General features: G+C 70.8%; 11 protein-coding genes. 6 read left to right on the forward strand and 5 right to left on the reverse strand.

The features are described from left to right. Nucleotides 1-30: 30 nt before the first annotated feature. Both IEY96_RS26175 and IEY96_RS26180 read right to left on the reverse strand, forming a co-directional pair. Nucleotides 31-2,826 carry a transglycosylase domain-containing protein gene (locus IEY96_RS26175; protein WP_189197470.1) on the reverse strand — a complete coding sequence of 932 codons (2,796 nt, stop codon included), beginning with the start codon at nt 2,824-2,826 and terminating at the stop codon, nt 31-33. A gap of 194 nt (nt 2,827-3,020) precedes the next feature. Continuing rightward, complete coding sequence (locus tag IEY96_RS26180; RefSeq protein ID WP_189197471.1) at nt 3,021-3,467, reverse strand: DUF5318 domain-containing protein; 447 nt, start codon at nt 3,465-3,467, stop codon at nt 3,021-3,023. Nucleotides 3,468-3,641: 174 nt separating this feature from the next. Here IEY96_RS26180 and IEY96_RS26185 point away from each other — a divergent pair, with 174 nt between their 5' ends. Together IEY96_RS26185 and IEY96_RS26190 are read left to right on the forward strand one after the other, a co-directional pair. Next, the gene (locus IEY96_RS26185; protein WP_189197472.1) at nt 3,642-4,280 is read left to right on the forward strand and encodes a PadR family transcriptional regulator; all 639 of its coding nucleotides are present in this window, start codon (nt 3,642-3,644) and stop codon (nt 4,278-4,280) included. Between the two features lie 24 nt (nt 4,281-4,304). Next, the gene (locus IEY96_RS26190) at nt 4,305-5,384 is read left to right on the forward strand and encodes an inositol-3-phosphate synthase (RefSeq protein WP_091264990.1); all 1,080 of its coding nucleotides are present in this window, start codon (nt 4,305-4,307) and stop codon (nt 5,382-5,384) included. A 62-nt stretch (nt 5,385-5,446) separates the two neighbouring features. Here the strand turns inward: IEY96_RS26190 and IEY96_RS26195 are convergent, their stop codons facing one another. Then, nucleotides 5,447-5,926, reverse strand: a complete 480-nt coding sequence (locus IEY96_RS26195) for a methylated-DNA--[protein]-cysteine S-methyltransferase (protein ID WP_189197473.1) — start codon at nt 5,924-5,926, stop codon at nt 5,447-5,449. Nucleotides 5,927-5,996: 70 nt separating this feature from the next. Between IEY96_RS26195 and IEY96_RS26200 the strand changes: the two genes are divergently transcribed. The 4 genes from IEY96_RS26200 to IEY96_RS26215 are packed head-to-tail and all read left to right on the forward strand — an operon-like array spanning nt 5,997 to nt 9,708. Then, entirely contained in the window at nt 5,997-6,509 is a 513-nt protein-coding gene (locus tag IEY96_RS26200; RefSeq protein ID WP_229791917.1) for a SigE family RNA polymerase sigma factor, read from the forward strand. Further along, on the forward strand, nt 6,506-7,615 hold the full coding sequence (locus IEY96_RS26205) for a TolB family protein (protein ID WP_189197475.1): 1,110 nt from the start codon (nt 6,506-6,508) through the stop codon (nt 7,613-7,615). Before IEY96_RS26200 ends, IEY96_RS26205 begins: the two co-directional genes overlap by 4 nt. Nucleotides 7,616-7,633: 18 nt before the next feature. Continuing rightward, the gene (locus IEY96_RS26210; RefSeq protein WP_189197476.1) at nt 7,634-8,176 is read left to right on the forward strand and encodes an NfeD C-terminal domain-containing protein; all 543 of its coding nucleotides are present in this window, start codon (nt 7,634-7,636) and stop codon (nt 8,174-8,176) included. A gap of 26 nt (nt 8,177-8,202) precedes the next feature. Then, a complete protein-coding gene (locus IEY96_RS26215; RefSeq protein WP_189197477.1) occupies nt 8,203-9,708 on the forward strand; it encodes a flotillin family protein in 1,506 nt (501 codons plus the stop codon). Nucleotides 9,709-9,830: 122 nt separating this feature from the next. Here the strand turns inward: IEY96_RS26215 and IEY96_RS26220 are convergent, their stop codons facing one another. Next, a complete protein-coding gene (locus IEY96_RS26220) occupies nt 9,831-11,396 on the reverse strand; it encodes a trypsin-like serine protease (RefSeq protein ID WP_189197478.1) in 1,566 nt (521 codons plus the stop codon). A gap of 504 nt (nt 11,397-11,900) precedes the next feature. Continuing rightward, entirely contained in the window at nt 11,901-13,943 is a 2,043-nt protein-coding gene (locus IEY96_RS26225; RefSeq protein ID WP_189197479.1) for a S8 family serine peptidase, read from the reverse strand. Nucleotides 13,944-14,063 lie beyond the last annotated feature (120 nt).

The following is a 14,063-nucleotide window of genomic DNA, read 5'->3' on the forward strand; positions in this document are numbered from 1 at the left end:
GGTCCGGCCGCCGCCGTCAGGCCGTGTGCGTCAGTTGGTCTGACGGGTCGGTGGTGTGCTCGGCAGCAGGCCACCGCCGCCACCCCCGCCGGGGCCGCCCGGGCCGCCACCGCCAGGGCCGCCGCCGCCGGGGTTGCCACCGCCGGGGTTGTTCGGACAGAACAGGCCCAGCGGGTCACAGCCCGGCTGCTGGCCCGGCTGCGTCGGGTCCGGCGGCGGCGCCGTGCCGTTGCCGACGTCGTCCTTGCCGATGTTCGCGGCGGGCGGGAAGTCCAGCTTGTCCTTGCCCTTGAGGGCGTCGTTCATGAAGCGCTGGAAGATCGCACCCGGCATCCTCGCACCGCTGATCTTGTTGCCGTCGTCGTCCTTGATCGCCTTGCGGTCGCCCTTGTTGCCGACCCAGACGGCGGTGGCGAGCTGCGGCGTGTAGCCGATCATCCAGGCGTCACCGTTGTCCGTGGTCTTCTCGTTGAGTTCCCAGGTACCGGTCTTCTCGGCGACCTTCCGACCGTCGTCGAGCGGACGGTGCGACGACTTGGCGGGGTACTGCTCCAGCACCGAGGTGACGTCGGCGACGATGTCCTTCGGGATGCGCTGCTGCGACTTCAGCTTCGGGGCCCCGACGAGGTCCCACTTGCCGGTGGTCGGGTTCTGCTTCTCCACCTTCTTGATGAAGTGCGCCTTGTTGTAGACGCCCTGGTTGGCGAAGGTGGCGACGCCGTTGGCGTGGTCGAGGACCGTGATCGGGTACTGGCCGTAGCCGATCACGTGGAAGAACGGCGCGGGAGCCAGGTCCTTCGGGTCCGCCTTGGTGAGGTCGTAGGCCCTGGCCGGGCTGGTGTCGGTGCGCCACATGGTGGTGACGCCGGCCTGCTTGGCCATGTCGAGCACCTTGTCCGGGCCGATCTGCTCGGTGATGTAGTAGAACGGCACGTTCAGCGACTTCAGGGTCGACAGCTCAAGCGTGCAGGAGTCACCGCAGGAAACCTTGTCGGCACCGGCGTTGCTGACCTTGAACTGTGTTCCCTTCGGGGTGAACGCCGAACCCTTCCAGCGCGACTTGAGGGAGATGCCCTCCTTGAGGGCCGCCGCCAGGGTGTAGATCTTGAAGCTCGAACCCGGCGAGTGGCCGCCGCTGACGACGCCGTTGTCGAAGTTCTTGCCGGCGTAGTCGGTGCCGGTGCCGTTGTCGCCGCCGTAGTAGGCGCGCACCTCGCCGTTGCTCGGATCGATCGAGACCAGGGCCGCCATCAGGTTCGGGGGCTGCCCGTCGAGTTCGGAACCCTTCTTGGCCCGCTGGGCCGCCTCGAGCGCCGCCGCCTGGATCTTCGTGTCGATGGTGGTGGTGACCCGGTAGCCGCCCCGGCTCAGCGCCTTCGAGCAGAGCGGCTTGTCCAGCGTGACCTCGGCCTCGTTGTCGGTGCAGAGGTTCATCTCGCGCATCTCCTGCGAGACGTAGTTGACCACGTTGCCGTACGGGGTGTCGATGCCGAAGCCGCCGCCGTTGTTCTTCGAGGGCTTCTGCAGCGTCTTGGTCGGGTACTCGGTGGGGTGCGGCGGCATGTTCGGCGCGTCGAGCCACTTCTCGGTGATCATGCCGTTGATGACGTAGTTCCACCGGTCCAGCGCGTCCTGCTGGTTGATCGCCGGGTCGTAGCCCTTGTGGGTGGCGCTCGGCTCGGGCTGCTTGATGAGCGCGGCGAGCACGGCGGCCTCGGCCACGGTCAGCTTGGAGACGTCCTTCTTGAAGTACGTCTGCGCCGCCGCCTGGATGCCGTACGCGCCGCGGCCGAAGTAGATCACGTTCAGGTAGTGCTGCATGATCTCGCGCTTGTCGTACTTGTCGTTCAGCTTGGAGGCGAGGATCGCCTCCTTCACCTTGCGGCCGTACGTGTCCTGGTTCAGGTTGTCGAACGCGTTGCGGGCGTACTGCTGGGTGATCGTCGAGGCGCCCTGCTTGTCGCCGCCGCTGATGTTGTTCCAGGCGGCCCGGGCGATGCCCTTGTAGTCCACACCGGAGTGGCGGTAGAAGTTCCGGTCCTCCGCCGCGGCGACGGCGTGCTGCACCCACTCCGGGATCTGGTCGATGGTGACCAGCTGCCGGTTCTGGTCGCCGACCTTGGCGATGGTGGTCTTGCCGGTGCGGTCGTAGATGGTGGTCGACAGCGGCGGGATGGTGTCCTCGGGCAGCAGCACCTTCTGCGAGTACCACGTGAAGCCGACCACGCCGATGCCGGCGAGCATGACGAACACGGCGAACCCGGCGATCAGCATGTTGATCCGCCGGCGCTTCTTCGCCCGGGCGGCCGCCGCCGGGTCGTTTCCGCGCCCGCCGCGACCACCCCGACCGGGACCGGTCGGGCCGCCCGGCCCACCGGGACCGCCACCGGCCATGCCGGGCACGCCGGCGCGGGCCACCGCGGCCCGGCCGCCCACGGCCGCCGAGCCGACGCTCGCCCGGCCGGCCGTGCCCACGCTCGCCGCGCCGACCGAGGCCCGCCCGGCGGGGCCGGCCGGGGACACCGGCACGGAGGCCCGTCCGGCACCGGCCCGGCCCGAAGCGGCGCCCGGTGCCGGCGAGACCGGCACCGAGGCGCGTCCCGCGCCGGCCCGGCCCACGGAGGCGGAGCCCGCGGCGCCGCGGGGTGTCGGGGCGGCGCCGCCGACCGAGGCCCGGCCACCGGACGCGGAGCCGCGCGGCGTCACGGAGGCCCGGGCCGAGGCAGCGCCCTCCGACCCGGAGGACCAGCCGTTCCCGTGCGGGTCGCCGTTCGGGCCCGGAGTCTGGGCCCGCCCACGCGAAGAACTGGGATCGCCGTAGTTCATTCCTCACACCCTGCCGGTCGCGGTGGGGCGCGGGCGCGCCGCCACCGGGTTGCCGTGAGATGGAACACGAGACGCTACACCCCGGGCGTGCCGGGGCGCAGGCGTCAAATCCGACCTATTCGGACTATTCAGACCCAACAGCTGTCGCTCGTCCCGCCCAGGGATCGGGCCGGGATCGATCGGGACAGCCGGGTTCACCGTTGGGCCTCTCGCCTTCGCCGAGGGGTGGAGCCGCTCGCGGTCTCCTGCTCCGCCGCGTCCTCCGTGCCGCCCGCCAGACCGTCGCGACCGAGCAGGAACTGCTCGACGAGATGGTTCCAGTCACAGCCGGGGCACACCTCCACCACGAACACCTGGAACTCACGCAGCGTCATGGCCAGGACGGGCAACTCCGCCCGGGTACGCGCCTGGCCGGCCGACTGCTTGAGTTCGTCGCCGTAAATGTAGTGGACGTGGATGAGGTTCTCGCTGCGGCAGATCGGGCAGCGCTGGTCGGTGGGCTCGCCGTGGAAGCGGGCGGCGTTCTTCAGGTACGGCGAGGCGTCGCAGACGTCGTACGCGCCGATCCGCCCGGCGAGGAGTTCACGCAGCACCGCTCGCTTCTGGAGCGAGTAGTCGACCACCTGGCGCTGCGTACGCATGCGGGAAAGGGTACGCGGTCCGGCGGGGTGAGGCGACCACCGTCACGATCCGTGACGACAGAACCTCGGAATCGGGGGTTTGCCCTGATCATGCGTCTCCGCTAACGTGCGATGTATCGGTCCGATACATCGCGGCGGTTACCGCTCCGCGCCGGGGGTAAGAAGGGATGGCCCGTGCTCGAGTTCGCCATCCTGGGCCTCCTGCAGGAGGCTCCGATGCACGGCTACGAACTGCGCAAGGAGTTGACCGCCAAGCTCGGCGCGATCCGGGCGGCGATCAGCTACGGCTCGCTCTACCCGACCCTGCGCCGGCTGCAGGCGGCGGGATGGATCACCGAAGCCGCCGAGACACCCGCGACCGCCGAGGAGGTTCCCGCGCTGACCAGCCGACGCGGTCGGGTGGTCTACACCATTACCGCGGAGGGCAAGGAACGCTTCGCCCAGCTCATAGCGCAGGCTGGGCCCGAGACGTACGACGACACGGGCTTCGGCGTGCACTTCGCGTTCTTCGCCCGGACCGACCAGGCCACCCGGCTCCGGATCCTGGAAGGTCGTCGCCGGAAGATCGAGGAGCGTCGCGAAGGACTTCGTGACGTGCTCGGCCGGGCAGCCGAGCGGCTCGACGCGTACACCCTGGAACTGCAACGCCACGGGCTCGACGCCTGTGAGCGCGAGGTCCGCTGGCTGGAGGAGCTCATCGCCAACGAGCGCTCCGGCCGAGCCCCGACGGTCCCCCGATCCGGGACGACCGGCGGCCGAGGAGAAAACGACAGCCCGCCCCCGCCTGGAGAGTCCAGGACGAAGCGGCCGTGATGAAAGAAGAAGGAGGCAGACGTTATGGGCTCCGTCCGCGTCGCCATCGTCGGTGTGGGTAACTGCGCCTCGTCCCTCGTGCAGGGCGTGGAGTACTACCGGAACGCCGACCCGAACGACCGCGTCCCGGGTCTCATGCACGTCACCTTCGGCGACTACCACGTCTCCGACGTGAAGTTCGTCGCGGCGTTCGACGTGGACGCCAAGAAGGTGGGCATGGACCTCGCCGAGGCCATCGTGGCCAGCGAAAACAACACCATCAAGCTGTGCGACGTGCCGCCGACCGGCGTCACCGTGCAGCGCGGCCCGACCTTCGACGGTCTCGGCCAGTACTACCGCGAGATCATCGAGGAGTCGGACGCCGAGCCGGTCGACGTGGTCCAGGCGCTGCGCGACGCGCAGGTCGACGTGGTCGTCTCCTACCTGCCGGTGGGCTCCGAGCAGGCCGACAAGTTCTACGCCCAGGCCGCGATCGACGCGGGTTGCGCGTTCGTGAACGCCCTGCCGGTCTTCATCGCCTCCGACCCCGAGTGGGCGAAGAAGTTCGAGGACGCGGGCCTGCCGATCGTCGGTGACGACATCAAGAGCCAGGTCGGCGCCACCATCGTGCACCGCGCCCTGGCGAAGCTCTTCGAGGACCGCGGGGTCGAGCTGCTGCGCACGTACCAGCTCAACTTCGGCGGCAACATGGACTTCATGAACATGCTGGAGCGCAACCGCCTGGTCTCGAAGAAGATCTCGAAGACCCAGTCGGTGACCTCCCAGATCCCGCACGAGATGCAGAAGAGCGACGTGCACATCGGCCCGTCCGACCACGTGCCGTGGCTGGACGACCGCAAGTGGGCGTACATCCGCCTGGAGGGCCGCTCCTTCGGTGACACCCCGCTCAACGCCGAGCTCAAGCTCGAGGTGTGGGACTCGCCGAACTCGGCCGGTGTCATCATCGACGCCGTCCGGGCCGCGAAGATCGCGCTGGACCGGAAGATCGGTGGCCCGATCCTCTCCGCCTCCTCGTACTTCATGAAGTCCCCGCCGAAGCAGTACGCCGACCACGACGCGCACGCCGCCGTCGAGGCGTTCATCGCCGGCGAGGTCGAGCGCTGACGCGCTGAGCACACGGAGGAAGGCCGGGTCCGCACGGACCCGGCCTTCCTTTTCGCTGTACGTCAGGACCAGGCGCGCCGCAGCGCCACGGCGGCTTCCAGCTCCAGCAGGGTCACCTTGCGCGGCAGCCCCCCGCCGAAGCCCACCAGCTTGCCGCCCGCCCCGACGATCCGGTGGCAGGGCACGAGCACCGGCACCGGGTTGCGGTTGCAGGCCACCCCGACCGCCCGGGCCGCCCCCGGATCGCCGACCGCCTTCGCCACCTCGCCGTAGGTCTTCGTCTCCCCGTACGGGATGCGGGTCATCTCCCGCCACACGGCGCGCTCGAACTCCGAGCCACGCGGCGCGACCACCGGCACGGTGAAGCCGGTCAGCTCACCGGCGAAGTACGCCCGCAACTCGGCCACCGCCAGCCGGGCGACCTCGTCGCCGGGGTCGTCGGTCGCCGACGCCACGCGGCCGAAGTGCGCCCCGCGGACGGCGTCGGCGTCGGTGCCGACGGAGAACTCCCCGATCGGCGAGTCGAGCACGGTCCAACGCATGTCGCCCATTGTCCCGCGCCATGAGGCAAAGTTCCTCCCGCCCCGGGCGTCTGAGCTACGGAGGTGGGCGGTGGCAGAGGTCGACGGGGAGTTCACCGCGTTCGTCAACGAACGGGGAGCGGCCTTGCTGCGCGTCGCGTACGCGCTCGCCGGGAACCAGCACGCGGCGGAGGACCTGCTCCAGAACGCGCTGGCCAAGGCGTACGCCCGCTGGCCCCGGATCCGCGGCGACGCGGAGCCGTACGTGAAACGGATCCTCTACCACGACCAGGTCTCCGGCTGGCGGCGCCGGGCGCGACGCCCGGAGGTGCCGCTGGCAGAGCTGCCGGAGCGGGCGGTGACCGGCGAGGAGGACACCGACCTGCGGCTGCTGCTCCGGGACGCGCTGCGGGCACTGCCGCCCCGGCAGCGGGCCGTGCTGACTCTGCGCTACCTGGAGGACCTGAGCGTCGAACAGACCGCGGCGCTCCTCGGCTGCCGGACCGGCACGGTGGCCAGCCAGAGCGCCAAGGCGCTGGCCAAGCTGCGCCAACTGGTGCCGGGGCTGGACGAGCGCACCAGCCGAGCGGAGGTGACCCGATGAGCACGTCGCTGGACGAGACCCTCCGGGCGGCCGTACGCGAACTCGCGGACCACGCCGGCCCCGCACCGGACCTGGCCACCCGGGCGCTCGGCCGGGGTCGTCGGCTGCGCCGCCGACGGCGGGTGACCGCGGCCGGAGCCGCCCTGGTCGCGGTCGTCGCGGTGACCCTGCCCTTCGTGCTGTTCCGGCCCCGGCCGACTCCGCCCCCGACGACGCCACCGACGGCGCCACCGGTGACGGTCACCCCGTCGCCGGCGATGCGACCCACCCCGGGTGCGGACTGGGCCGGGAAACCGCTGGTGCTGCCCGGCGACTGGGTGGTGATCCGGGCCCAGGCGACCGGCGGGTCGGGCAGCGGGGTCCTGCTCGACCGGGGACGGGGCCGCTACTTCACCACCGACCGCTACGACGGCATCTTCCCGGCGCCGACGGGCTCCCTCGTCGCGGTCACCCAGGAGGACCGCCCCCGCGAGGTCGGCCTGGTCGACACGGCGAACGGCAGGACCCGCTGGTACGAGGTCGGCCCGGCGCTCTCCGCCCCGGCGTGGTCGCCGGACGGGCGGCGGCTCCTGTTCACCACCCAGCGGTTCGACCACTTCGGGTTCGTCGTGCTCGGCAGGGACGGGGCGAGGAAGACCCACCCGGTGGACATGAAGCGCTTCCTCTGCACCGACTACTGCTTCTTCGTCTGGACCCGGGACGGCCGGGAGGTGGCGTTGCAGCAGACCGATCCGAACCGGCCCCGGTCCGAGTCGGCCCGGCATCCCCGCAGGGGCGTGCAGCTCTTCTCTGCGGACGACGGCCGGCCGACCCGGTTCGAGCCGATGCCCGGGGACCCGGCCGGGCCGTGGTCCTGGTCGCCGGACGGGAGCCTCGTGGTCGTCCAGGGCCAGCAGGAACCGCTGCTGGTCGAGACGGCGACCGGCCGGGTGGTGAACCAGCTGCCCACCGCCGACGCCGTGTGGGTCACCGACGACCGGCTGCTCTACCGGCGGCCGCACGGGTCGCGGGACTTCGTGCTCGCTGACCTCTCCGGTCGGGAACTGGTCCGCCAGCCCCTGCCGAAACAGCTGGTCGACCTGGAGGTGACCGTCGCACCGCGCTGACCGTTCGCTCAGTATTCGATGTTGCACGGCGTCGATACCGTGCAGGTCGTGGCCACGGGGACGCTCATCTTCCTGATCATCGGCGGAGCCGGGGTCGGCGTGCTGACGCTCGCCCTGCTCGGGTCGGGCGTGCTCCACCTCGGCCACCCGGACATCGACGGGCCGGTGTCGCTGGAGGCGGTCGCCGGGTTCACCGGGGCGTTCGGCTTCGGCGCCGCGATCGTCAACGAGCTGCTCGGTGGGCGTACCCCCGGGATGGTCGCGGCGGCGGTGGCCGGCGGCGCCCTCGCCGCCGTGCCCCCCGGCTGGCTGGCGGCCCGGCTCAGCCGCGCGGCCCGGAACATGCGCACGGACGCCACGCCGACCCGGGACCACCTGGTCGGCGCGATCGGCCTGGTGGTGACCCCGGTCCCCGCCGACGGCTACGGCGAGGTCCGGGTACGCCTCGCCGGCCAGCCGGTCAAACTCAACGCCCGGGCCGACCGTCCGATCCCGGTCGGCGCCCGGATCTTCGTGGTCGAAGCGCTCAGCGAGACCAGCGTGCACGTCGAGACCTACTGATTCCCCCAGCACAGACGGGAACTCCCATGCCCCTGCTCGTCGCCATCGGCGGCGCGGTCCTCCTCGCCGTCGTCCTCGTCCTCTTCGTGCTGTCCCGGATCAAGGTGGCCGGCCCGAACGAGGCGTTCATCGTCACCGGCCGCAAGGGCCGGACCACCCAGACCGCCGACGGCGGACGCTCCACCGACATGTCGGGGCAGAAGGTCGTCCTCGGCGCGTCGGTCTTCGTGCTGCCCGTGGTGCAGAAGCTCCAGTCCCTCGACCTGTCCAGCCGGCGGATCGACGTCGGCATCAAGGGCGCGGTGAGCAAGCAGGGCATCCGCACCGACCTGCACGGCGTGGCGATCGTCAAGGTCGGCGGCACCGAGGACGCGATCCGCGCGGCCGCCCAGCGGTTCCTGCACCAGCAGGACGAGATCGAGGACTTCACCCGGGAGGTGCTGGCCGGCGCGCTGCGCTCGATCGTCGGCCGGCTCACCGTCGAGGAGGTCATCCGGGACCGGGCCGCGTTCGCCAGCGCGGTCGCCGAGGAGGCCGAGCACTCGATGACCAACCAGGGCCTGGTGCTGGACACCTTCCAGCTCCAGGACATCCTGGCCGAGGGGTCCTACCTGTCCGACCTCGGCCGGCCCGAGGCCGCCCGGGTGCTCAAGGACGCGGCCATCGCCGAGGCGCGGGCCCGGCAGCAGGCCGAGCAGGAGCGGCTGCTCGCCGAGGAGGCGATCGCCGAGGCGAACCGGAACCTGTCGCTCAAGCAGGCGGCCATCCAGGCCGAGATCGACGCGGCCAAGGCGAGGTCGGCGGCGGCCGGCCCGCTCGCCCAGGCCGAGCGCGACCAGGCGATCCTCTCCGAGCAGCAGAAGGTGGCCGAGCGCAACGCCGAGCTGAAGCAGCGTCAGCTCGACACCGAGGTGCGCAAGCCGGCCGACGCGGCCCGCTACAAGGTCGAGCAGGAGGCCGAGGCGGCCCGCAACGCCGCGGTGCTCAACGCGGACGCGCAGCGGCAGGCCACCATCGCCGCCGCCCAGGCCGCCGCCGAGCAGGCCCGGCTCACCGGTGAGGGCGAGCGGGCCCGGCGGGCCGCGCTGGCCGAGGCGAACGCGATCGAGGGCGCCAAGGAGGGTGAGGCCGAGCAGCGCCGGCGTTCGGCGATCGCCGAGGCGGTCGAGCGCGAGGGCCAGGCCGAGGCCGCGGCCATCCTGGCCAAGGGCCAGGCCGAGGCCGACGCGATGGCCCGCAAGGCCGAGGCGTTCGCCGCGTACGGCGAGGCCGCGGTGCTGGACCTGCTGGTCAAGGTGCTGCCGCAGGTTGTCGAGGCGGCCAGCGCCCCGATCGGCGCGATCGACAAGATGACGGTCATCTCCACCGACGGCGCATCGTCGCTGACGAAGTCGGTCGCCGGCAACGTGGCGCAGGGCCTCCAACTCGGCAGCGACCTGACCGGCATCGACCTGGCCGGGCTGCTCGCCAAGCTGGGCGGCGCGCACACCAACGGCAAGAACGCTGTGGAGGGCAACACCGTCACCCAGTGACGACGGCCAGGATCTCGCTGTCTCAGTCGAGGTCCGGCCAACCGCTGTACGGCGGTCGACAAGATCCAGTGACGGACGCGGAAGGGGTGCCGATCCTCGGCACCCCTTTCGCGTTTCCGTGCTCAGTAGCTGGATGCCACCCGGTCGAACTTCTCCCACAGGCCGATGGCCGTCTTGTTCGCGATCAGCGGGCTGGCGCCGGCCGCATCGGCGCAGACGTACCTGCTGTTGGAGTTGGCGAGCAGGCTGGTCGTGCCGTCGCTGTTGGTGATCACCTTGAACTTCTCCCAGTCGCCGATCGACGTCCGGTCGGCCACCAGCGGACTGGCAGCGCCCGGCGCCGTCACGTACCGCTTGACGTGGCGGGAGTACAGGGCGACGTAGCCGCCGCCGAGGTCGATCTGGTCGAACTTCTCCCAGATGTCGACGGCGGTCCGGTTGGCGATCAGCGGAGTGGTGGTGGAGCCACCCATGGTCACGTACTTCAGGTTGACCCGGGCGCGCAGGGCGATCGGCGAAGTGACGCTGCGGATCCAGCTCGCAGCCGAGTCGGCGCGAACCTCGGTCACGTCGGTGCGGGTCTCGGTGCTGCCGACGCAGCCACCCCGCCAGCTCCGGAGATGCACGCCCACCAGCTGCACGGTGCTCCCGGACTGGCGCAGGGTCGGGCCACCGAGGTCACCCTTGCAGGTGCTCGCCGGATTGTCCGCCGTGCGGTCCATGACCATCGTGTCGGTGGCGGTGCTCGACACGGTGTACGTGCCCGTGTGCAGCTGGCGACCGACCCACTCGGTGGCCGTGTGGCCGTAGCCGGTGGCGATCAACTGCTCGCCGACCTGCGGTGCCTGGGTCGCCAAGAGAGCGGGAGTCACGCCGGTCGCCGGCGCGGCGAGACGCAGCAGCGCGAGGCGGAGGACATCGTTGCCGACGGTGCTGACCACGGTGGTCTGGAAACCGCCGGTGTCGTCCACGTTGGCGCGATTGAGGATGACCTGGGTCGGTTGCGGGGTGCGCGTCGGCGGATCGGTGGCAACGTAGTACACACAGTCGTAGGCGGTCAGCACCCAGTAGGCATCCACGAGGGTGCCGCTGCACTCACGGTAGCCGTAGGCCGGATCGCCGCTGGGAATGCGGATCTTCGCTACGAACGGGTACGTCGAGGCAGAACCCACCTGCGGCGTCACGGTCCCGGTCAGTCGCAGCTCGACCAGCGTGTTCGCCGGCAGCTCGTTTCCGGTACCCGGGTTGATCGGCACGAAGGATCCCGCGCCCACGTCATAGCTCTGCTGCGTTCCGGTGGGCAGTTCGGCAGTGGCCGTCAGCGGCTGACTGCCACCGCGAACACCGAACGTGCCGGAAACCGAAAGCGTCACGTAACCCTTCGGGGCCTTGACGTCGAAACAGTAGTAGTAGCCATAGGGCGAATCCGGAATCAACTGCTCGACCTGGATCTGGTCCAAGCTGCACTGATTCTCGTCCATCGTGCGACGCGCGGCGAAACGGACGTTGCCGTCACCGCGCTTCACCTGGAGCCCGGACTCCTGCTGGATCGCCGATGCCCCGGGGTAGGCGTAGTCCTCTGCTGGCACGAGCGGCATCACCTCGTCGGCATGGGCGGCGGCCGAAGGTACCGCGAGCAGGGCGCCGGTCAGGGCGGCAGCGAGCCCCAACCGCAGGGTTCTTCTCATTCATGGCTCCTCGTCGTCTTGGGTGGCAGGAAGCAGGGTCGGTCGGACATCCGGACCCAGGTCACGGCGGACTCCACCGTGACCTGAGGTCGTGGGAAGGGCGGTCAGGGGTGGCGTGAGCGCGGCGCCACCAGTAAGACATCGGCGTCCGACGATTCCCGAGATGCGCGAAGCCGACGCGGTTTCCGGCTGGAGGGATCGGCTGCGCCGGCCGGCGGGACGCCGCCGGGCGAAGGATCAGGCCCGCTGGATGCCGGGCAGCGAAGCCCGGCGGACCGGTGCATCGCCGGCAGCTGCGGGTATCGGGACAGCAGGAAGGACGCGTTTCGTCACATTCACCCCCGTGAAATGAAGAAGCGTGGTGACGCTATCCGCTCCGCCCGGCAGCTCACAAGGGGCAACAGGAAAGCCGCGAGGCGTGACCACCGAGGCAGGTCAGTGACACGACGGCGCCCGCCGGAACCCCCTCCTGCGGGGCTCCGGCGGGCGCCGTTACGAGGATGGTCAGATGACCGCGACGACGAACTTCTCGCCGATGCCGAGACCCAGGGTCTCGCTGTTCCAGTCGACGGTACGGCTGGAGATGAGCTGGCTGGTGCCGGTGCTGCCGGCGGTGACCGCCTGCCCGTCGACGTACGCCCGGAGGTAGATCGAGCCGTCGGGGTTGTAGTCGAGGAAGTCGAACGTCTCCCACAGGCCGATCGAGGCAGACCGGGCGATCAGCGGCTTCGCGCCCGCGCTCTCGGCGGCCACGAACTTGCCGTTGACCAGCGCCTTGAGGCCGAAGAAGCCGTCGCCGACGCTGACGATCTCGAACTTCTCCCAGGCCCCGACGGTGGCGGACCGGGCGATCAGCGGCTGGCTGCCGCCGCTCTCCGCGGTGACGAACTTCCCGTTGGCCAGCGACTTGATGCCGACCACGGGAGCCGCCGCGTCGAAGTCGAACTTCTCAGCCGTGCCGATCGCGGTCTTGCTGGCGATCAGCGGGGAGGTGGTGCTCGGCGCGGTGACGTACCGGCCGTTGATGGTCGCCTTCAGGCTGATGGTGCCGTCGGTGTTGTCGACGATCTGGAACTTCTCCCAGGCACCGATCGAGGCGGCCCGGGCGATCAGCGGCTTCGCCCCCGCGCTCTCCGCGGTCACGAACTTGTTGTTGACCCGGGCACGCAGCCCGACCAGGCCGCTGCCGGCGTCGACCACGTCGTACTTCTCCCACGCGCCGACGGTGGTGCCCCGGGCGATCAGCGGCTTGGTGCCCGCGGTCTCCGCGGTCACGTAGCGGCCGTTGATCCGCGCCTTCAGGCCGTACGAGCCGCGGGCGGTCGGGACCGCCCCGACGTGCAGGAGCCGGTCCATCGAGCCCATGGTGTCGTGCACCGCGCCGCCGACGCCGGTGGTGACGATGGAGTCGCGCACCTGCTGCGGGGTCCAGGCCGGGTGCGCCTCCAGCAGCAGCGCGGCGGCGCCCGCGACGTGCGGGGAGGCCATCGAGGTGCCGTTCATCGCCACGGACTCGCTGGTGGTGCCCATGGCGGCGGAGACAATGCCCGTGCCGGGCGCGAAGGTGTCGAGGCAGCGGCCGTAGTTGGAGAACACGGCCCGGAAGTCCACCTTGTCCGTGGCGCCGACGGTGATGGCCGCCGGCACGCTGGCCGGGGAGACGCCGCAGGCGTCCCGCATGCTGTTGCCGGCTGCCACGGCGTACGTGATGCCGGCGGCGATGGAGCGGTTGACCGCGTCGTCGACGGCCTGGTCGATGCCGCCGAAGCCGAGGCTCATGTTGGCCACCGCCGGCTTGACGGCGTTCGCCGTGACCCAGTCGATGCCGGCGAGCACCTGCTCGCTGGTCCCGCCACCCTCGCAGTTCAGCACCCGTACGGCGACGAGCTTGACGTCCTTGGCCACGCCGTACTTCGTGCCGCCGATGGTGCCGGCCACGTGGGTGCCGTGGCCGTCGCAGTCCTGCGCGACGTTGTCCTTCTCGACGGCGTCGTAGCCGTAGCTGGCCCGCCCGCCGAACTCCTGGTGATCGATGTCGATCCCGGTGTCGATGACGTACGCGGTCACCCCGGCCCCGGTCGCTGGGTAGGTGTAGACGCCGTCGGTCTTCGGGGTGGTCTGGTCGATCCGGTCCAGGCCCCAGGACGGGGTGCCGGTCTGGCTGCCGGTGGCCGACCAGCGCTGGACCTGCTGGACGTACGCGACGTCCGGGTCGGCGGCCAGCCGCTCCGCCTGCCGGCGGTTCATGCTGGCCGAGTAGCCGTGCAGCGCCTTGGTGAACACCTGGCGGACCGACCCGCCGTGCTCGTCGGCGAGGGCCGAGGCGTCGGACCGCACCTCGGCGGGGCTCGCCTTGCCGTCCTTGAGCACCACGATGTAGCGGTCCGGCACCGCGTCAGCCGAGTCGGCGCCCCGGACCTCGACCCGCGGCGGGTCGGCCGGGTCGGCCAGGGCGGGGCCGCCGGTGGCGGCGCAGAAGATGGAGGTTGCCGAGGTGAGGGCGAGCCCCACCAGCGCAGAGCGGCGCAGCGCGCCGTGACGTGTCACTGAGCGTTCTCCCCGTGTCCAGCGACCGTCCGGATCGGACGGGCGGATGCGATCGGAACAGCCTCATCCTCGAATCGGAATCGGGAGGCTGGCGATGACCAACATCATGCGGGAGACATC

Origin of the sequence: Micromonospora fulviviridis (genome assembly GCF_014648395.1) — a bacterium.
In the GTDB taxonomy this organism is placed as follows: Bacteria; Actinomycetota; Actinomycetes; order Mycobacteriales; family Micromonosporaceae; genus Micromonospora; species Micromonospora fulviviridis.

What these genes read in the sequence shown, in the direction of transcription:
- IEY96_RS26175 (WP_189197470.1), bottom strand. Translation starts at nt 2,826, where the DNA reads ATGAACTACGGCGATCCCAGTTCTTCGCGTGGGCGGGCCCAGACTCCG.
- IEY96_RS26180 (WP_189197471.1), bottom strand. Translation starts at nt 3,467, where the DNA reads ATGCGTACGCAGCGCCAGGTGGTCGACTACTCGCTCCAGAAGCGAGCG.
- IEY96_RS26190 (WP_091264990.1), top strand. Translation starts at nt 4,305, where the DNA reads ATGGGCTCCGTCCGCGTCGCCATCGTCGGTGTGGGTAACTGCGCCTCG.
- IEY96_RS26195 (WP_189197473.1), bottom strand. Translation starts at nt 5,926, where the DNA reads ATGCGTTGGACCGTGCTCGACTCGCCGATCGGGGAGTTCTCCGTCGGC.
- IEY96_RS26205 (WP_189197475.1), top strand. Translation starts at nt 6,506, where the DNA reads ATGAGCACGTCGCTGGACGAGACCCTCCGGGCGGCCGTACGCGAACTC.
- IEY96_RS26210 (WP_189197476.1), top strand. Translation starts at nt 7,634, where the DNA reads ATGTTGCACGGCGTCGATACCGTGCAGGTCGTGGCCACGGGGACGCTC.
- IEY96_RS26215 (WP_189197477.1), top strand. Translation starts at nt 8,203, where the DNA reads ATGCCCCTGCTCGTCGCCATCGGCGGCGCGGTCCTCCTCGCCGTCGTC.
- IEY96_RS26220 (WP_189197478.1), bottom strand. Translation starts at nt 11,396, where the DNA reads ATGAGAAGAACCCTGCGGTTGGGGCTCGCTGCCGCCCTGACCGGCGCC.